The organism is Streptomyces sp. NPDC016845 (genome assembly GCF_044332585.1).
GTDB lineage: Bacteria > Actinomycetota > Actinomycetes > Streptomycetales > Streptomycetaceae > Streptomyces.
Window position 1 is genome coordinate 1 of record NZ_JBIRPI010000050.1, and the last position, 17,833, is coordinate 17,833.

Below are 17,833 nucleotides of genomic sequence, written 5' to 3' on the forward strand. Positions count from 1 at the left end.
GCTCCATGCCGACAGGACAGCACCACCCGGACGGACCGGCAATCACACACACGAGCGACATCGAACCCTAGAAAAAGGGACTTAACGTCCACTGAGGCCAATTAGCGTGCTCAAGGGCCAACTATCGCGCTCAGTCACAATCGGGCAGACCAGTAGCCGCCGCCGTCACCGCTGTTCATCACAACTCGAAGACCGTATGCGAAACAGCCCTTAGATTGTTGATCTATGGATCGGCGGCCGCTCAAACTCGTAGTCGACGTTTCGCTCATGCTGGTCGGCGCCCTGTTGGGGATCGCAACCAACTATGCGACCGGCGAATCAGATCATGTACCGCTTGCTCTGCGATTGTTGCGTGAATGGTCCGTGCCACTGGTCGGCGTCGCGTTGGTGCTGCTTGTGGGTGGACAGGTGCTGTTGCACTGGCTCGACCGGCCCGTGCCGGTACGCCGAGTGTGGGACTCGGCTCAGTCGCCCTTTCCGGGGCTGGAGCCCTTCACGGAGGACGATGCGGCTGTGTTCTTCGGTCGGGAACGGGAGGTTGCCGACCTGGTGGGACGGCTGCATCCGGCTGTGCCGGGCCGGGCACACCGGTTCGTGACGGTGGTGGGGCCTTCGGGCAGCGGTAAGTCTTCGCTGGTGCGGGCCGGATTGTTGCCCGCGCTGGCGCGCAGGCGTGCGCCCTGGGTGGTCGCGGCCCCATTCGCACCGGGCGCGGACCCGATCGGCGCTCTGGAGGGGCGACTTGACCGGCTAACCGCTGGCCGTCCGGCGCTGGTCGTCGTCGATCAGTTGGAGGAGCTTTTCACTCTGGCCGGCCCTGAGGAACGGGCGGCATTTCTCGCCGCTGTTCGAGATGGCCTGCGCCGCGACCCGCGGCTGTGGTTCGTGGCCACCTTGCGCTCGGACTTCCTCACTGAGTTCCTGGAGTCCGGTTTCGCCGAGTTGGTTCGCGCACCGGCCGTGATCGGCGCGCTCGGCCGGGGCGAAGTGCGCGAGGTCATCGAAAGACCCGCGGAAGAGGCCGGGTTGTCCTTTGCTCCGGGCGTGGTGGCCCGCATGGTCGATGACTGCGGAGGCGGCGACGCGCTTCCGCTGCTCGCGTACACCCTCCAGGAACTGTATCTCCGGGCCGGAGGGACGGGCAGAACGGTGAGCGAGGAGATGTACCGCGCGCTCGGTGGTGTCGCCGGAACTCTGTCCGCACAGGCCGACCGTATCGCCGCCGAACTCGCGGACGCACCCGTGACGGCCACTCTGTTGCAGTTCGTCACCGTGGATCGCAGCGAGGCCACCCGCCGCCGGGTCCGCCGAGCCGACCTCACCGAGCAGGAACAGGAGGTCACCGACGCCTTCGTGGCCGGACGCCTGCTCACCAGCGACGGCGGCACCTTGGACGTCGCCCATGAGGCGCTGTTCCGCCAATGGGCTCCCCTGCGCCAAGCGGTCGCCACCCATGCGGAGAAGCTGCGCCGCCGCACCGAGCTGGAGCGCTGGGCACACGACTGGGAGCAGGCGGGCCGGCCGGACTCCTATCTGCTGGCCGGCGGGCGGCTGGATGCGGCCCGCACATGGCAGGCGGAGGACGGCAGGGATCCGCTGATCACCGTGTTCGTGGAGCGGTCGATCCGCAAGGACCGGGCGACGATGGAACGCGTGGCGGACGCAGTGGCAGCCCGGGTCCTGGAAAGCGTCGACCGGGCGCCGGAACCCGCGCTGCTTGCTGCGCTCGCGGCCGTCGAGGAGTGCGCGGCGACACCAGGCGCGGTGCAGGCGCTGCACACGGCCCTGGGCGTCTCACGGCTACGAGCGGTGCTGCGTGGCTTTGCGCGCGGCGCGTCCGGGGCGACCTGGTCGCCGGACGGCCGGCAACTGGCCGTCTCCAGCGACGACGGGTCCGTTCGCGTGTGGTGCCCCGACCGCGAGGACCAGCCGGTCGTGCTAGCGGGCGAGGGCGCCTGGATGCAGGCGGTGGCCTGGTCCCCCGACGGCCGCAGGCTGGCAGCCGGGTGCCGCGACACCACCGTCCGTATCTGGTCCACCGGCACGTGGGCCGAACTCGCCGTCCTGCACCATGCGGCGGCGGTCGGCGACCGGGAGGAGGGCGTCGGCGCGGTGGCCTGGTCACCGGACGGCAGTCGCCTCGCGTCGGCCGGCAGCGACTGCGCGGTACGCATCTGGAACACCGACTCGTACACCGGGACCGCGGTGCTGCGCGGGCACGAGCGCATGCCGTGGAGCGTGACATGGTCGCCCGACGGGACACACGTGGCCAGCGGCGGCGAAGATGCCACCGTACGGATCTGGGAGGTGCACACCGCAGCCGTCATCCACCAGCTCACCGACCATCAGGGCAACATCGAGTCCGTCCGGTGGTCCCCGGACGGCCGTCGCCTGGCCTCGGCCTCCGGTGACCGGACCGTGCGACTGTGGACCACCGAAGGCTGGCTCACGGAACGGATACTGCAGGTTCCGGACGTCATCAACTCCCTGGCCTGGTCGCCGGACGGCACGCGCCTCGCCGGCGGCGACGCGGACCGCACGGCCTGTGTCTGGAGCCTCGACGGCCCCGGAAGCGAACTCCAGCTCACCGGCCACACCGATACCATCTACGGCATCTCCTGGTCACCCGACGGCCAACGGCTGGCAACGGCCTCCCGTGACCGTACCGCGGCTGTATGGGACGTCACCGAGCGCTCGAACTCCTTCGGCGCCCACGACGACTCCGTCCTGCGCGTGGCCTGGTCACCCGACGGGGCGCGCCTCGCCTCCGCCGCCCGCGACGGCACCGTACGCATCCGGGCGATCGCCACTGGCCGCACCACGAGCGGCCGGCACGGAGGCGACGTGTCCGACGTGGCCTGGTCCCCCGACGGCACCCGTCTGGTCACTGCGCTGGGCGACGGGACAGCCGTCGTATGGGCGGCGGACGGCAGGGACGACGACATGACGTTGACCGGGCATGCGGAGGCACTCTCCAACGTCTCGTGGTCCCCCGACGGGACCCGCATAGCCACCGCCTCCCGCGACGGCACGGCCCGCATCTGGGACGCGACCACCGGTGCGGTCCTCCACGTACTGCGCGGCCACGACGACTGGGTCGCCGGGGTGTCCTGGTCACCGGACAGTCACCGCCTCGCCACGTCCAGCACGGATCGCACCGCCATCATCTGGGACGCCCTCAGCGGCACCGCTGCCGCCACCTTACGGGGACACCTGGACTACGTCTGGAAGATCCACTGGTCACCCGACGGCCGCCGCCTCGTCACCGGCTCCCGCGACCGGACCATCCGCCTGTGGGACGCGCACAGCGGCACCGAGCTCGCCGTCATGACCGGCCATCAGGACCGGGTCCAGGACGTGGCCTGGTCACCCGCAGGAACACATATCGCCTCAGTCTCCCGCGACCGCACCGTACGACTCTGGAACCCGGACACCGCGACACACATCGCTGTCCTCGGCCATCACGCCGACTGGGCCAACGGACTCGCCTGGCACCCCGACGGCTCCCGGCTGGCGACCGCCTCACGCGACCAGACCGTACGCATATGGACACTGGCCGACCACGACATCGACGGCTTGCTCCGCCGGGCCCGTAAGCGCGTCTCGCGCGAACTCGGCGCCGACGAGCGACGAGGCTTCCTGCTACCGGACAGAGAGTGACACCAGCCGATTGCCGCGCTTCGGAGTGAAGAATCAGGCCCAGAAAGCATTCCGCAGGTTCTGTCAGCGCCCTCGGCTGACCGGCTTGGCCCCAAGGGCCGACCCTGCTGGGCGCACTGTCCTTCAGCACCCCCCATGTGGTCCAGCACATGATGGCGCTACGTTCCAACCTCTCGCCGCACAGCACTCAGCCACAACTGCTGCGCCTGGCCGATCCCAGTTGGTTGTGGATCCTTTGAAGTGATGCTCGGCTCGGCGTGACCGGCGGGTCAGTGTTGGTCGTTGTGCCCGAATCGTTTGCTCAGGAACTGGTGGGCAGCGTCGACTGCTTCTCGGACGTTCTTCACGGGCGACGCCCCAGCTCTCTCCCTCAGCCGTCCAGGTTGGGCGCGCAGTGGACGAGAGGTTCCAGATCTTCCGGATATCCAAGGTGGTCGGCGATGTCTGTCCAGATGAGGTGTGTTCCGGTGACCGGGTCGAGGGAGCCGGCCGCAATCTGGCCGGCGACCCGGTGGGCCATCGCCCACTTCGCGGCCGGGGGGGGCGGCTGGTGGGTGCAAGGCCAGCCCCAGCTCCTCCAGCACCTGATCGAAGTGCTCAGGTGCGTCGGGCTCCTCGCTGCGAAGGAGCCCCGTCAGCACGGCGAGTGAAGGGCTCTCAACGTCGGCGATCAGGGCGTTCAGTCCGGCCTGAACGAGTCGGTCGGATCCGACATGCCTTCCGAATGCCCTCTGGCGCGCAAGGTGGCTGAGCCGCTTGAGTGCCTCATCGTGCATCGACTGCCTCACCTTCGGCGGGAACATCATCGAGACCGGCACCGACTCCTACCGCCTCGCCAGCACCAGAGCCCGGGCCCCGGCCGGGCAGGACGCCACTACCGGCTGACTTCTCCTGGCCCTTTCCTCGGCCGGTGCCACCGTCGCGGCACCGAAGAAGGACCACGCCGTCAGTTACCAAATGATCTCCGGGGCTGGGCAGGTTGACAGTCCCTAGCGTCGGCCGCGCAAGAGCGATCCGAGCACCAGACCGGCGCCCAGACCGATCAGGGCGCCAGCCGATGCCCGCCATGCACGCGACGCCCCCGCAACAGGCGCGGCAGGTGGACGGGGGGCAACCGTCGAGCGGGTCGGCGGTCCGGCAGTGATAGCGCGATCATGTTCCTCGCCCACAATGGCCAGGAAGCGGCGACCGACACGGCTTCCGGACGAACTGGCGATCCACGAGGCGTGAGCCCTGCTCCAGTAATGTCGGCCAGCCTCTCCTGCGAACATCCCGGCCAGCATGTCCCGCAGCAGACCTTCGCGAATGGTCCCGATCTCGAAGCCCATCCACGCGTAGTTCATCATGAGGTCAGCGTAGACATGCCGCTTCTGCTCATGCGGATCGACGATGTCAGTGTCGCCCCACACGGGCTGGAAGAGCGGCATGTCGTCGAGTTCCAGGCGGACGAGCTCCAGGTAGTAGCTGCGAATCCCCTGAACCTGCTCCGCCCTCGCCTGCCGGTTCTGCACAACCAGGGAAACAGCGACACCGGCCAACGCCAGCGCCGAGACGATCGCCGACGTGAAGCCGTACGCCGCGCCGATCTGACTGAGCCTGTTCCAGTCCACGCCCTTGGAGCCGGACAGTGCCTCCAGCACGAAAGGCGACAACAGCACCACCGTCAGCGCAACCGCAACGGCGCCAACGAGCCCCAGAACTCTGCCTGCTCGGCGTACCACCGATATTGCAGCCGCAGACCCATGACTAGCTATCAGGTCAATCACCCCCCGGCGCGCTGGTCCCCGTGACCAGGTCGAGCCTGAGGCAGCCTACTTCCAGCTGCCGTGCGACATCGCCCGCCTGCGCAACCTCATCCGCACCGGACAGACGGACAACTCACTGCCGGACGGACCACAGCCGCACCAGCTTAAGATCATTTACGGGACAATCCTTGAAGAATGTTACACATCGGTGTTCTCGCTCGGATTTGGCCACCAAAGGCATGGTCAACTGCCCACTTGTGCGCCGTTTTCCACTGTCTCGACCGGCGTCTGCGGGCAGGAGCTGGAGATTGTTCCGGCCTTGTGCGCTGCCCTTTAGCCGTGCCGCACGTTGAAGGCACAGCAGCGCTGGAGCAGTCAGCGCAAGGCGCGCTCCAGCACCTGAAGACGACTTTCCAAGGAAGCAACCAGTACCGCCGCTGGCTACCGCACCAGCGGGCGCCCCATGCCCGCGCACGGGCCCCTCATCGGCTACGTGACACACGATCGATCCGTCTACATCGCCGTCATGCACTCCGCCATCACGACGACTTCGATCAAGAAGATCCGAAGATCCGAACGCAGCGACTCCCGAAGTCCTATCGAAACGGCGTCCGCGGACAGGCTCTGGTCCCTTTCGTGTGGTCCCGGCTCATGACCGTCGGCTCCGGCAGGACCGCTTCGCTCCTCGTCGCAGGCTAGGCGGGCTCCTCGGTGGAGGGCCGGGGGGCGTACGGTTCGGTCGCGGTCCAGGCCGGTGGCCCTCCGAGCTGCCAGTCCAGGGGAAGTTGGGAGGCATCCAGCGAAGCGCGCGCCGCGTTCACGAACTGCAACTGCCCCGCAGCGAGGGCTTCCTGGACCTCCCGCAGTTCCTCGCGGGTCTTCGGCGAGCGGGCGACCAGCTGGGCGAACCGGCCTATCGCGCCGGTCAGCTCTGCCGCCGCTGCCGCGACCTCGCGCGTGGCGACCAGGCTAAGCGCAGTCAGGGCCGCATTCCACGGTGCCCATTCGAGCCGGTGAGGCCGGTCCGCGAGGAACGCCGTACGCAGCTCGATCTCTACTGCGACGAACTCCCGCAAGAACGCCGCATAGGTGGCTGTCCGGTTGTCCCGTACCCACTGCTCGTTCTGACCCCGCCGCCCAACGAGGCCACCTGCGAAGACACCCACGACTGTGGCGGAAACACCGCCCACGGTCGAGATCACCATCTCCCACGGGACAGCCACGGCCATTCTCCTCGCATCTGTTCCACCCGCCCACCCCCGGGCCGGCCCGAAGGCGCAAACCTAGCCCAGCACGCAGCCGCCGGTCACCGATCACCCGATTTCCAGGTCCTCGACGCCCCCGCGCAGACACCTTCTGCAGCCCACACGCCACAGGCGGCCACAGCACATGGACCAGAGCCCGACTCGACTTCGGGAGGCGTTTATCGCCAACTGCCGCGCCGTATCGTGCGGCGCTTACTGCTGCTTACCACTGATGCCTTGATGAGGACGAGTCCGACGGCGACTGACGCTACGACCAGAATCGTGTTCGTGAGTGTGGCGCGCTGCGTTCCCAGTTGCCGGACCTGGTCCCGCTGGTCCTGCCAGAACTGAAGCAGGATGTCGTGCTCGTCTGCCACCTTCGGTACCCCTCCCCTGCCCCCGCCAATTCACACGGCTGTCCGGCAGAGCTGTTGCCACCTCAACACCCTGGCAAACACTCGTCAGGACTGGGGCAGAGTCGCGGTGGCTTTGTGTCCGGCTTCGATCTGAGCGATGCGTTGGGCGAACATGGTCGCTCCCTGGGTGAGCATGGGTTCGGCTTCACCGCCCTCCACGAAGGTCGTGGCTACTACTGTGCCGACTCGCATGGTGAGGTACTTGCCCTGAAGACCGCCTCCCGCCTTGGTGTAGGTCAGGCTTTCGTTGCCGATGGTGGGCTTTGACGGTGTGGGGTGCTGGCCGGCTTCGCGCTTCAGGCCTTGCCTGGCGTCTTGCCGGGTGGTGTAGGTCGTAAGGTGGAAGTTGACGTAGTACGTGTCGTCTGCGCCCAGGGCGTACTTGACGCGGCCAAACCACTTGCCTTTGCACTCTTGCGGGCTGGGGCAGTCGAGATGGCCGTCCGCTGTGGTGACGGAGGCGCTGATGCCCTGCAGTCCGCCCATGGCCCCGGGGTCCGGAAGGGCAGTTTCGACCTGGCTCTTCTGGCTAAGAACTGTGTCGGGATCTGCCTGCTTGTTCGTCTGGTCACCCGAGGAGCTCTTGTGCCCGCCGCTGCCTCCAGATGGTTGACCACCGCTGCCGCCGCATGCCGCCAGCACGGCGCACGCCACCCCTGCTACCGCTGCGGCGCGCGCGCGACGCCGTATCGAACGCTTCGTTCCCACCATGTTCCACCCCGTTCGTGATCAACAATGCGCACTGAACATAGAGTTGTCGGCGGGCGTGCCCCCGCGTAGGAGTAGGGGCGGCCGGCTGGCTATTACGCCTTGATGCTGGCGGGCTCACAGGAGCTGCGAGACTCGGTAGGCGATTCCGCCCTCCACCAGGTAGCCCGTGGCCACGCACACCACGTCGTTGAGCCAGGCGTAGCGCTCGGAGCCGGTCTCGAAGAGGGGGTTGGTGCGGAAGTAGTAGCGCGCGGGGTCGACGAGATGGCGCCGCTCGGGGTCCGCCATCTCGGCCCGCGCCTCGGGCGGGGTGACCCACCGGCCGCCGTACGTCATGTGCAGCAGGTCCCCGTCGTGGGTGCGCAAGGGGAGGCGGACGTCGAGCGCGAGGGTGCCGTCCGGCCGGAACAGGCCCCAGTCGCCGCCCACGGCCAGCACGTCACCGCGCAGACGCGGCCCCGCGAACGTGCCGCCCGCCGAGCCGAAGAACATCCGGCGGCCGAGTGGGCCCGGGCCGATGTCCAGGCGCGGGTCCAGGTCGACGATCATGTCGAAGAGGTGGGTGGTGCGGGGTTCGGCGACGTTCTTCGTGCGGGGATCGAGTGCGCTGGTCACGCCGGGTCACTTCCCTTCGGTTCTTCGGTGAACAACGTGGCTCGGACCGCGTCCGTCGAGACGCCGGACTGGGCGCAGAGCTCGGCCAGGTCGAAGCAGAACCGCTCGCTCGCGATCAGGCCGTCGCGGAAGGTGAACCGGATGAACACCGGCAGCACGGCGCGCCTCCCGTTCGGCCGGACCCCGAACCGCTCGCCGGTCATGGTCATCCGTACTGTTCCCCAGCACACCAGCGCGTCGTCGCCGACCGCGTGGCCCTCCAGCGCGACCTCATAGTCGGGAAACGAGGCGAAGAAGCCATTCAGCGTCTTCTCGTTGGCTTCGAGACCATGGGCGACGGTGCCGAAGGCCGGCGCCTCCAGGGTGATGTCGGGATGGAGGTGCAGCAGCGCGGCGGGGACGTCCTGCCGGTTCTTGGCGGCCGCAAGGGCATGCGCCAGTTGCAGCGCCCGTGAGGCGTTCTCGGGAGTCATAAACAAAACGTACGGCCGTACGTATGTAATCAGCAAGGGGGTCTGCCAGAATGGCGGCATGAGCAGCGCAAGCACCGAAAACGAGAGGGCAGGACAGACGGCGGACCGGCGACTGCTGCGCGGGGCGCGTTCACGGCGGACGATCCTGCGGCGAGCCGTTGACGTCGCCTCGCTCGACGGTCTGGACGGACTCAGCTTCGGCGCACTCGCCACCGACCTCGGCATCAGCAAGAGCGGCGTCCAGACCCTGTTCGGCACGAAGGAGAAACTGCAGCTCGAGACGGTCAAGTGCGCGGATGACGCCTTTGTCGAGGCCGTCGTCCGTCCTTCCCACGCGGCACCACACGGCGCTCCGCGTCTGCGCGCACTGGTCGAGGCATGGATCGTCTACGCGGCCGAACCCCTCTTTGCGGGCGGCTGCTTCTGGGCAGCGAACTTGACCTCCTTCGACAGCCGCCCCGGCCCCGTCCACGACGCACTCTTCGCCGGGCGGCGCAGGTGGAGCACGCTCCTGGCCGACGAACTGCATCATGCCGGCACGGCGGACGCCGAACTGGCCGCGTTCCAGCTCGATGCGGTCCTTCTCGCCGTGAACACGGCGCTACGGTGCGGGGACGAGGCGGTGGTAGAGCGGGCGCGCGCGGTGACTGAGGGCCTTCTGCACAACTGACGACTGAACGCGGAAGAGGGGAGTCCGTGTTGCCTGCCAGGGGCGGACGGGCCGTGACCTCAGGCCCTGCCCGTTGACCTCGAATGCTCAGAATTGGGCGTGGCTGGCCTGGCGTCAAGTTCTCGGTCGGCTCGGGGAGCAGCGGCCGCATGAAGCGCAGCACACAGCCTCTCTCGTCTCTGATCCGGTCGGCCTCGACAGGGTTTCAACGGGCCTTCGGAGGAGAGTCGGTGGGCGGGTTCGGCAGTGAGTTCATAGCCGGTTTCCCCGGACCCTGCCAGAGACTCGCTTCCCCTTAGTTCGCGCGCGGGGCGCCTTCGCCGGCGCATGCGGGACGTGCCGCGAAGGGCACTGTCGCCGCAGCTTGTGGCGCAGCGGTGCAACGACTCGGCGCTGTGCGCCCACGTGATGATGTGCAGGCGACGTCCTGGAACTTGGGTTGGTCCGCATGGTGGTCTCCGCCAAGACGTCCCACGCCTGCAGCGGCGTAATCCGCCCCGCCAGGCAGATAAGCCCTTGGCCTGGTCGACATCGGCATGCGCGACCATCGCCTGCAGCTAAGCCACCCGTTTCTCCAGCGCCGCTGTGCGTGTTGCCGCGTCCATGGATGCAAGACGGTCGGGCTCCGGAGACAGACTCATGATTCCTCCGCAAGCGGGGGCGTTCGGCTGTGCTTCTTCCAGCCCACGAGGCATCCAAAAGCAGGCGTCCGGTACAGAGAACTCCATCGCTACCACGGTTCGTGGCTGCTCCGCCGCACCCGGGTCAACCCTGCGGTGCGAGCCAGCAACACCCGGTCCAAGGCCTGGTTCGGGGCACATCCCGGAAGGTGCCGCAGGCCCGGACCTCGATCAAGTTCATGACCTGACTCGACGACAACTCGATCAAGCTCGCCGACCTCAACCAGGAAGTACTCGACCTCTGCTTGACCAGCAACTCCCCTAGGTCTGCGGCCTATCGGCGTTCATCCGCTGGGCAGTCGCCCGCCGTTGCATCCCCAAACCGCCTACGCCTGGGCGGCCCGGTAGGCCCAGAACGACTTGGGTGTAGCTCCAGCTCTGGGAAGTTCATGGGTCAGGCCGTGAGCCGGTAGTTGTGCTGGTCGGAGTTGGGGTAGAGGCGTTCGTGCTCCTGCGCGAGGTGGGATGTCCAGTACTGGTCGAGGTTGTCGTTGTCGTGCAGGGCCCGAAGTTTGAGGATGGCTTCGGCGCCGGTCAGGCCCCAGCGGGCGCCGGTGATGTCGAGGCGGTCGCCGATCAGGTGGCGGCATGCCCCTTCGATGGCGCCGGTGGCGATCGGCCAGCCGGCGGCCAGGGCGGTGTCGTAGCCGAGTTGTTCGAGGTGGCCGGTGAGGTAGCCGGTGCAGGCATCGACAGCCTCCCGCTTGGCGCCGCGCAGGCGGCACTGTTCGGCCTGGGCGGTGATTTCGGTGGCGGCGCGGGCGGCCTGGCCGTGCAGGATGGCGGTGAGGTGGGCGGCGACCCAGGTCTCGGCCTCGACAGTGCCGGGCCGGTGGAAGGCGTGCGCCGCGGTCCACAGGTACTCGCTGACGTGCACGATGTCGAGCAGGACCTGCCCGCTCACCCGGCGCCGGGCGGCTTCGGCGTGGATGAGGTCGAGCTGGTGGCGGGCGCCGTCGACGGGGACGACCCAGGTGCGGTGGTGGCCGGGATCGCGGGCTTCGGCCTGCTCGAAGGCGGCGGCGATGGTGTGCTCGGGCGGATGGGCGACCGATCCGGGCAGCCATTTCGCCACCGCCACCGGCCCCGGCCGGGGCGGGCGTGTGCGGCTGCGGCCGTCGGGCGGGGCGATGACGTCGTGCGGTCGGCGGGGTGCCGGATCGGCGTCGAAGACGCAGGCCAGGGTGGCCATCCGTTTGCGGTGCGGTTTCTCGCCGGGGGCGAGCCGGGTCCGCATCGTCCGCCGGGCGGTGAGGTGAGCTTTGAAGGTGGCGGGCCACAGGGCCTCCGGCCGCATGACGATGCCCTTGCCGTCGACCTGCAGGACGAGCAGGGTGTCGGCGGTCGCCGGCAACGGAATCCGTTGGCGGTAGAAGGCGTCGATGTCCCGGGCGGCCTCGGCGGCCAGGCGTTCGGCCTGCCGCTTGCCCAGCACTTTTCCGCAGCGGTCCTCGATCGCCGCCTTCGCCTGGTCGTAGGAGCCGCGGATGGCCTCGCGGACCACGAGTCGGTGCAGGCCGTAGGAGTGCCGGCCGGCGGGCAGCGACAGCTCCGCGTCGGCGGGGCGGACGGCGGACAGTCCCTTCTGCCGCCAGGCGCATCGCTCGACGGTGACCGTGCCGAACACACAGGCCAGTGCGCGGTGGTGACCTGTCTCCCGATACGGCCGCACCAGCCCGTCCGCGGCGGTCGGCGGACGGTCCATTCGTTCGCGCTCAAGGCGGGCGCGCAGGTCGAGATGGCCTTGGAACAGCAGCCGCAGTACCTCGCGGCCCTGTGTCTCGATCAGTGCTTCCAGCTCGTGGTGGGCCAGCACTGCCGTCCGCGGGCCGGCCAGGTCGCTCTTGAGACGGTCGAAGGCCCTGACAGCGGCAGCGAACTCGGCGATGGCAGCGATGGCGTCGTAGCGTTCCATCGTGGCTCTTCTTCCTGCTGTTCGGTTTGGGTGGTACCTCCGACGGTAGGAAGAAGAGCCTTCATCGTTCCGGGAGTTCGCTGTTTTCCCCGGCCGGCCGGTGAGCCAGGGAGAACCGACCGGGCTGGTCCTCGGTCAGCCAGCCCCGCTCCACCAGCCGTTTCAGCTTTCCCCGTGTCCCCTCGATCTTCGCCGAGGCCGTCGGCAGGCCGATCCTCGGCACGATCTGTTTGGCCTGCATGGGGCCCGACGCGTCCGCCACCACCTCGACGATGTCCCGGTACACGTCCGGTAGCACGCCCATCGGCAGTCCCTCTCGCCAATGCGGCACCATAATCGCCCCCACCTTCCGCACGGGCGCGACGCTCACCGACTCCGCCGCCTCCGTGCTGTCGGAGGCGTTCCGGGCGGAGATCTCCGCCGTCACCTGGGCCACCGTCTCGCACGTGACCCGCAACCGCGACCACACCTCGCGCTCGGCCTCCAACTGCCCCGTCAACTCTGCGAGCTGCGACTCAAGGGCTTCCACCCGTGCCCGCGCCGCAGCCTCCCGCGCCCTCAACTCCTCGACCAGCGACACCATCGCCACCGCCTCCTCCACCGCCACGGTAGAAGGACGACCGCTCGACGACAGCCCCCGTCGTGAATGTGCAGTTCAGCGCTTCCCGCAGACGACTGCACTCGATATGGAGATCGAAGGCTGTGTCTTCATTCGTAGAAGCAGGCCGCCCGCAGCATGCTGGCGATCAAGCTCCAGTCGGGGCGGTCCGGGACGGGCTCTCCCCGGTTGCGAAAGTAGCCGTCCATGTCATGGGTCCAGGCGCTGAGCGCTTCAAGGTAGCGGTCCAGCGATTGGTTCTCCCAGCCGCCGGAAGCGGTCTCAGCTTCCTGGCTGAGCCTTCTGACGTAGGACACGAGATCTGCCCTTGTCCTCACCCAACTGGTGTCGTTCAAAGAATCCACGACGAGATCCTGCGCTCACCTCGGATCAAAGTCCAAGCATTATCCGCCGCCCAGCACCAAGGTCGGCTTCCCCGCAAGCGAGCCACACCCATCGCCTTTGGGCTCTGCTCTGCCACAGGCGGCGGCGCCACCAAGAGGACCCGCTCCGCGGCGCCCTGCGCGTCAGTCAGCGGCGCATTGACCCGCTCCACCACCAATTCCCGCATCCGTTCGGCCAGCCCGCCCGCCCCGACGTTCTCGATGGTCGCATCGCGCTCCTGGTCCCAGTCCTCTTGCAGGTCCCCGATCGCGCTCAGTGCCGTGTCCCACGCCCGCAGGAGCTCCAGGTAGGCCTCTACGCGCTGGCCACGCAGCCACTGACCATGTTCGACCTGCGCCTGGTCACTGACCTGGCGTCGGCCCACGATCAGACCCAGCAGCACACCGCCGATGCCCAGCAGACCGGCTGCGACGGCGGCGGCGACCGTCCCCCACGATTCACTCATGCCGCTAGCATGCCGTGCCCGCTCACTTCAGGCGCGTCACGGTCACGACCGGATGCCGCGTGGTGCCCGAAAGCACCTCAACGACGACCAGGCCCTGCTCCACGGCGGCGTAGCTGTCGCCCGACGCGGTGTGCGCACGCAGCGTCGGGCCATCGGCGGCAGGCAGGTGTACAGCGACCTGCGCGGCGAGCGCCGAGGGCAGGGGCTGGGTGAGGGCGGTTCGGCCGTCAGGGGGGCGCACCGCCAGGTGCTTGGGGCGGGCGGGGGGAGGTTTCACTTCGAGCGGCCGCCGGCCTACGACATTTTCCGGCAGGTGCAGGAGCTGGGCGGACGTCTGGGCACGGCCGCCTTCGGTATCCGGGTGGTCGGCCCCGAACACGTCATCGCGGCTGCCGAGCAGGCTTTGGCCGAGCTCACCGCGATGCGGGTCACCAAAGGGGGCGCAGATGCGGTGGGACGCGGTGCTCGCCGAGTACCGCGAGACCGACGACGGCCAAAACCAGCAGCGGCTGGTCGGTATGGCAGAGGAGTTGTACTACAAGGGGTCCTGGGACGGGGCCATCGACGCGGCTCTCCACCGGCAGCACTTCTTGCAGGCGGCCGCCGAAGCACTGGGTCTCCCCTGAAGCCCTACTGGTGCCCGTAGACCAGGGCCGCGGGCAGCGCGTCGTGCATGATCTGCTTCCTGGGCAGGGCGAGGGCGAAGCGGTTCTCGATCACCGTGAGGGATGTGCGGTGGGCCGTTTTGCGATCGGTCTGATCAGGGATTCCGGCTGCGGCGATGTCAGTCTGGAGGAGGGCGGCGTCCGGTCCGGTGACCTCGTGCGACCACGTGTGCATGTACAGGTGGAAGCCGCAGGCGTAGGCGCCGTCGCGGAAGAGGGCGAACTGGGGTGGGGGCGCCTTGGGGTTCTGGGTCTCGTAGTAGAGCTCGAAGACCTCCTCACCGCTGCTGCGGGAGAGGTCGTTGCTGTAGCCGGGGCCCAGTTCACCGGGCCAGTAGCCGTGGGCGACGGTGAAGGCGAGGCCGTTGTGGGTGCCGTAGCGGACGGCCGCCATCTCCCGCGTCTGGGCGTTGAGGTGCGCCTCGACGGCCTCGGAGGTGTAGGCGCCCAGCGGCCTGGGAGCGGAGCCGCGTGCGAGGCGGTCGACGAGTTCGTCGGCGGTGAGTCCGCGTGCCAGATGGATGCAGTAGCCGTACCAGGTGGGTGCCGTCTCGGCCAGCCACGCGATGCCGTCGGTAGTCAACTCGTTTCTCTGTCTTCCGTGATGGGGGCTGTGGCCGCAGGTGTCAGGGCCTGCGGCCGCAGCCCCGTCATGTCAGTGCCGTGTCAGCGGATGTCGCACTTGATGGTGGCCTGGGTCGCGTCGCACTTCTCGAATCCCGTGACCTTCACCCAGTACTTGTCCTTTTCGAGCAGGCGGAACTTGCTGGCGAAGCTGGAGATACGGCTTCCCGCGGTGGTGTTCACCCAATTGGACATCGCCGAGCGGCCGCACACCTCGCTCCAGTCCGGGCCGGAGGTGCGCTCGTCGTCCCAGAAGCGCCAGACGCCGTCGGAGTACTTGGTGGCGTACGTCTGGACGCACTCGTCTCCCGTGAGGACCTGGTTGGTGCCGTCCATGCGTTCGGGCATGCCGCCGCTTTGGTAGGTGGAGGCGAAGGGGAATTCATCACAGCTCGCCGTGTCGTTGGCGGCGATCTCGGGGAGCTTGGTCGTGTCCGGGTGACCGTAGGTGGCCGCCCAGCCGTCGGGGCAGATCACCTTGCGGTTGGCGTCCGGGTCCCGGGTCCACTTGTTGCGCTCGCCGTGCACTCCATTGGTGTAGCGGTCCGCCAGGAACTGCAGCGGCTCGCCCTTGCGGAGCTTGGTGTTGATCAGCCAGGCGTTCGCGGCGGCCGCCGGTGTCTTGGCGGTGTTGAACGCGTAGCCGGGCAGGTAGTCGGGGAAGACGCAGCCGGCGGCTGAGTAGACGGTATCGCAGCGCACCCATACCTCGCTGCCGATCAGGCCCTGGCTTTTGTCCGTCGGCATGGACTCCGGGACGTTCGTGGCGAACGTCGCGTACGGGGCGAAGGCAATTCTTGTGGACCGCTCCGAGTCCCACTTCTCCGCGCCGGAGACCTTGCCATCCCACTTCACGGTGGTCGAACCGGTCTCCTCGTGGGAGTCGATGTCCCCGCTGCCGTTCCACACCAGGCTGCCGCTCCAGGAGTAGTAAGGCTTCTGCGAACAGCCGGTGGAGCACTGGGGGATGAGGGTCAGCTTGATCGCTCCGGGGATCGCCGGGAACGGCTGCTTGCCCTCGGCCACCGGGAGCGGCGTGATCCTCGACCACAGCTGCATCTCGTCACCGGTGGTGGAGGTCTTCATGTGGTAGGCGGTGAAGAACTCCTGGTAGCCGGCGGAGTCCTGCTCCGTCTGGTCGGTGACCTCGACACTCCAGATGTGGTACATGCAGGCCGCATCACGGGTGAAGATCGACAGATACTTGCCGCCACTCTCGCAGTTGGCGTTCAGCGGGCCTGCGGCCCGGCTCATGCGGGCTGCGGAGCGGGCCTGAGCGACCCTGGCCCAGTCGGCCTCGGTGGCCGGCCGGGAGCCGATGCACAGCCGCGCGTGGCTGTCGGCGCCCGCGGGCTGGCAGTGCCGCTCGCCGGCTCCCGCCTCGGCTGTCTGCGTCCGGCTGGTCTGCTGCTCGTAGGACTGCCAGCCGGGGACCTGCTGCCAGGTGGTGTCGTGCTCGGGGTTCGCGGCGTCCTTGTTCGGGGCGGGCAGCTTGATGTCGACGATGCGGCTGCGGATCTTGAATTTGGCGTACGCCGACCATTCGGTCTCATACAGCCCGGTGGCGTCATAGCCGGAGGTCTGGAAGGCGTAGGTCTTGCCGGGCTTCAGCACCTTCTGTGGCACGGTGACCTGCGCGGTCTTGCCGGAGGCGACCATGGGCGAGACCAGCACGCCGTAGTCCTCGCCCGGGATCTCGACCTGCGCGCCCACCGTGCCGTCGGCGTTGACGTCATGGATCTTGAAGGTCAGGTTGGCCTTGTCGCCGTCCGGGTCGGTGACGGTGTTCTTCAGCACGGCCATGGTCCGGTCGTCCTGCCACACCTTGCTCGCGTCCTGTGTGAACTGCGGGCCCGCGGAGAGGTTCTTGCCCGACACCGGCCGGTTGCCGGCCCGGGCGAGCGATGCGGGCCCGGCCGCCGGTGTCGCGGAGGGGGGCAGTTCCTGGCTCGGGCGGGGCGTGGGGCCCGTGTCGGCCGCTACAGCCACCCCCGGCCCCAGCAGCAGAATGCCGGCAGCCAGCGCTCCGGCGAAGCGGCGGTAGAGCCCGAGGGGTCTTCTCGTGCGCAGACGTAACACGCGCATGCGGTCCTCTCCTGCCGCCCGCCACAGAGCAAGTCCGTTGGCAGACGGCGTCGTTGGTCGGTCAGTCGCGCCGTCCGACTGTCTACGCGACCCAACAGAACCGAACAAGGTTACGAATCGGGGAGATCGTTTCGTTGCACACTTATCGGGTGTGAGGCCGATCACGGTTGTAGAGGATCCGGTGCTGAACCTGTGAAGTTTCTGTGGGCAAGCGGACCGGTTCTCCCAAACCGGAGGTGCCCGCTCGACAGCCCCACCGCGTCACAGAGCGCAAACCGCTTGGCACGAGCGAAGTGCCCTGTCCGGGGACCTCGAGACAGCGCGCCCGCCGCCGACGACCCGGCTTGCACCACTGCCGCGTGCCGCACGGGCTCCCCAGCCAGGGTTCGAGCTCCGCGCGCCGGGACTCGGAGCGATGCTCATCTACTGACAACTCCACAGAAGGTACGCCCCGTTGCAACATGATGGCCCGGTTGACCGTTCCATCGCAGAGCCGGGGGTGGCGATGTCCAGGTCCAGCGGTATGTCCTAAGCGGTTGCTGGGCGGTTGCTGAGCGGGACGGAGAGTCCCGTGCTTGCGGCGTTGGACCGGTTGACCGGAGGTGCGCTGCTCGTGGCCACTGGACCTTCCCCTTGCTCATGGACACCTGGAGACTGGGACCTGAGGTTCCAGAGGAAGTAGCACCAGGTGGGAAGCAAGTACACGAAGCGGTACACCGCGGAGTTCAAGAGGGACGCGATCGCGCTCGTCGACTCCACGGGCAAGACGGTCACCGCCGTCGCCCGGGAGCTCGGCATCAGCTCGGAGTCTCTGCGCGGCTGGTACCGCCAGGCGGAGGCCGACCGGGTCGAGGGCGCTCCGGGAGAGCTCACGACTGCCGA

General features: G+C 68.1%; 17 protein-coding genes and 1 pseudogene. 5 read left to right on the forward strand and 13 right to left on the reverse strand.

The features are described from left to right. Nucleotides 1-267: 267 nt before the first annotated feature. Nucleotides 268-3,660 (forward strand): NACHT and WD repeat domain-containing protein, encoded by a 3,393-nt coding sequence (locus tag ACH4RC_RS41645; protein ID WP_398210169.1) that lies wholly within the window; start codon nucleotides 268-270, stop codon nucleotides 3,658-3,660. A gap of 370 nt (nucleotides 3,661-4,030) precedes the next feature. On the opposite strand, the gene ACH4RC_RS41650 is transcribed toward ACH4RC_RS41645, so the two are convergent. Next, nucleotides 4,031-4,180, reverse strand: a complete 150-nt coding sequence (locus ACH4RC_RS41650) for a hypothetical protein (RefSeq protein WP_398210172.1) — start codon at nucleotides 4,178-4,180, stop codon at nucleotides 4,031-4,033. A 257-nt stretch (nucleotides 4,181-4,437) separates the two neighbouring features. On the opposite strand from ACH4RC_RS41650, the pseudogene ACH4RC_RS41655 reads away from it, so the two are divergent. Beyond that, a pseudogene (locus tag ACH4RC_RS41655) lies at nucleotides 4,438-4,545 on the forward strand (AAA family ATPase); the annotation flags it as partial. A 104-nt stretch (nucleotides 4,546-4,649) separates the two neighbouring features. On the opposite strand, the gene ACH4RC_RS41660 reads toward ACH4RC_RS41655, so the two are convergent. The 5 genes from ACH4RC_RS41660 to ACH4RC_RS41680 form a co-directional block, all read right to left on the reverse strand. Next, entirely contained in the window at nucleotides 4,650-5,300 is a 651-nt protein-coding gene (locus tag ACH4RC_RS41660; protein ID WP_398210173.1) for a DUF6082 family protein, read from the reverse strand. A gap of 800 nt (nucleotides 5,301-6,100) precedes the next feature. After that, entirely contained in the window at nucleotides 6,101-6,628 is a 528-nt protein-coding gene (locus ACH4RC_RS41665; RefSeq protein ID WP_398210176.1) for a hypothetical protein, read from the reverse strand. A gap of 482 nt (nucleotides 6,629-7,110) precedes the next feature. Beyond that, entirely contained in the window at nucleotides 7,111-7,551 is a 441-nt protein-coding gene (locus ACH4RC_RS41670; protein WP_398210178.1) for a hypothetical protein, read from the reverse strand. A 339-nt stretch (nucleotides 7,552-7,890) separates the two neighbouring features. Next, nucleotides 7,891-8,391: a DUF3237 domain-containing protein gene (locus ACH4RC_RS41675; protein WP_398210180.1), complete on the reverse strand. Its 501-nt coding sequence runs from the start codon at nucleotides 8,389-8,391 to the stop codon at nucleotides 7,891-7,893. After that, the gene (locus ACH4RC_RS41680) at nucleotides 8,388-8,864 is read right to left on the reverse strand and encodes an ester cyclase (protein WP_398210182.1); all 477 of its coding nucleotides are present in this window, start codon (nucleotides 8,862-8,864) and stop codon (nucleotides 8,388-8,390) included. The genes ACH4RC_RS41675 and ACH4RC_RS41680 overlap by 4 nt, the downstream gene beginning before the upstream one ends. A gap of 58 nt (nucleotides 8,865-8,922) precedes the next feature. Between ACH4RC_RS41680 and ACH4RC_RS41685 the strand changes: the two genes are divergently transcribed. Beyond that, on the forward strand, nucleotides 8,923-9,534 hold the full coding sequence (locus ACH4RC_RS41685; protein WP_398210184.1) for a TetR/AcrR family transcriptional regulator: 612 nt from the start codon (nucleotides 8,923-8,925) through the stop codon (nucleotides 9,532-9,534). A 1,074-nt stretch (nucleotides 9,535-10,608) separates the two neighbouring features. Here the strand turns inward: ACH4RC_RS41685 and ACH4RC_RS41690 are convergent. The 5 genes from ACH4RC_RS41690 to ACH4RC_RS41710 all read right to left on the reverse strand — a co-directional run bounded on the left by ACH4RC_RS41690 (nucleotide 10,609) and on the right by ACH4RC_RS41710 (nucleotide 13,956). After that, the gene (locus ACH4RC_RS41690; protein ID WP_398210186.1) at nucleotides 10,609-12,129 is read right to left on the reverse strand and encodes an ISKra4 family transposase; all 1,521 of its coding nucleotides are present in this window, start codon (nucleotides 12,127-12,129) and stop codon (nucleotides 10,609-10,611) included. A gap of 61 nt (nucleotides 12,130-12,190) precedes the next feature. After that, nucleotides 12,191-12,736, reverse strand: a complete 546-nt coding sequence (locus ACH4RC_RS41695; protein WP_398210188.1) for a hypothetical protein — start codon at nucleotides 12,734-12,736, stop codon at nucleotides 12,191-12,193. Between the two features lie 101 nt (nucleotides 12,737-12,837). Continuing rightward, the gene (locus ACH4RC_RS41700) at nucleotides 12,838-13,092 is read right to left on the reverse strand and encodes a hypothetical protein (RefSeq protein ID WP_398210191.1); all 255 of its coding nucleotides are present in this window, start codon (nucleotides 13,090-13,092) and stop codon (nucleotides 12,838-12,840) included. Beyond that, nucleotides 13,080-13,577: a hypothetical protein gene (locus ACH4RC_RS41705; protein ID WP_398210194.1), complete on the reverse strand. Its 498-nt coding sequence runs from the start codon at nucleotides 13,575-13,577 to the stop codon at nucleotides 13,080-13,082. The genes ACH4RC_RS41700 and ACH4RC_RS41705 overlap by 13 nt, the downstream gene beginning before the upstream one ends. A 22-nt stretch (nucleotides 13,578-13,599) precedes the next feature. Then, on the reverse strand, nucleotides 13,600-13,956 hold the full coding sequence (locus ACH4RC_RS41710) for a hypothetical protein (RefSeq protein WP_398210197.1): 357 nt from the start codon (nucleotides 13,954-13,956) through the stop codon (nucleotides 13,600-13,602). A 67-nt stretch (nucleotides 13,957-14,023) separates the two neighbouring features. Between ACH4RC_RS41710 and ACH4RC_RS41715 the strand changes: the two genes are divergently transcribed. Next, nucleotides 14,024-14,203 carry a hypothetical protein gene (locus tag ACH4RC_RS41715; RefSeq protein ID WP_398210200.1) on the forward strand — a complete coding sequence of 60 codons (180 nt, stop codon included), beginning with the start codon at nucleotides 14,024-14,026 and terminating at the stop codon, nucleotides 14,201-14,203. Nucleotides 14,204-14,207: 4 nt separating this feature from the next. Here ACH4RC_RS41715 and ACH4RC_RS41720 read toward each other — a convergent pair whose 3' ends face one another. Both ACH4RC_RS41720 and ACH4RC_RS41725 read right to left on the reverse strand, forming a co-directional pair. Further along, complete coding sequence (locus ACH4RC_RS41720; protein ID WP_398210202.1) at nucleotides 14,208-14,825, reverse strand: DUF6461 domain-containing protein; 618 nt, start codon at nucleotides 14,823-14,825, stop codon at nucleotides 14,208-14,210. Nucleotides 14,826-14,908: 83 nt separating this feature from the next. Beyond that, complete coding sequence (locus tag ACH4RC_RS41725; RefSeq protein ID WP_398210204.1) at nucleotides 14,909-16,951, reverse strand: hypothetical protein; 2,043 nt, start codon at nucleotides 16,949-16,951, stop codon at nucleotides 14,909-14,911. A 688-nt stretch (nucleotides 16,952-17,639) separates the two neighbouring features. On the opposite strand from ACH4RC_RS41725, the gene ACH4RC_RS41730 reads away from it, so the two are divergent. Continuing rightward, the coding region (locus ACH4RC_RS41730; RefSeq protein ID WP_398210207.1) for a transposase at nucleotides 17,640-17,833 on the forward strand (194 nt) is incomplete at its 3' end.

Excerpts from the sequence above, each read along its gene's own strand:
- ACH4RC_RS41715 (WP_398210200.1), top strand. The coding sequence starts at position 14,024 with ATGCGGTGGGACGCGGTGCTCGCCGAGTACCGCGAGACCGACGACGGC.
- ACH4RC_RS41705 (WP_398210194.1), bottom strand. The coding sequence starts at position 13,577 with ATGAGTGAATCGTGGGGGACGGTCGCCGCCGCCGTCGCAGCCGGTCTG.
- ACH4RC_RS41670 (WP_398210178.1), bottom strand. The coding sequence starts at position 7,551 with ATGGGCGGACTGCAGGGCATCAGCGCCTCCGTCACCACAGCGGACGGC.
- ACH4RC_RS41680 (WP_398210182.1), bottom strand. The coding sequence starts at position 8,864 with ATGACTCCCGAGAACGCCTCACGGGCGCTGCAACTGGCGCATGCCCTT.
- ACH4RC_RS41725 (WP_398210204.1), bottom strand. The coding sequence starts at position 16,951 with ATGCGCGTGTTACGTCTGCGCACGAGAAGACCCCTCGGGCTCTACCGC.
- ACH4RC_RS41690 (WP_398210186.1), bottom strand. The coding sequence starts at position 12,129 with ATGGAACGCTACGACGCCATCGCTGCCATCGCCGAGTTCGCTGCCGCT.
- ACH4RC_RS41650 (WP_398210172.1), bottom strand. The coding sequence starts at position 4,180 with ATGGCCCACCGGGTCGCCGGCCAGATTGCGGCCGGCTCCCTCGACCCG.
- ACH4RC_RS41645 (WP_398210169.1), top strand. The coding sequence starts at position 268 with ATGCTGGTCGGCGCCCTGTTGGGGATCGCAACCAACTATGCGACCGGC.
- ACH4RC_RS41685 (WP_398210184.1), top strand. The coding sequence starts at position 8,923 with ATGAGCAGCGCAAGCACCGAAAACGAGAGGGCAGGACAGACGGCGGAC.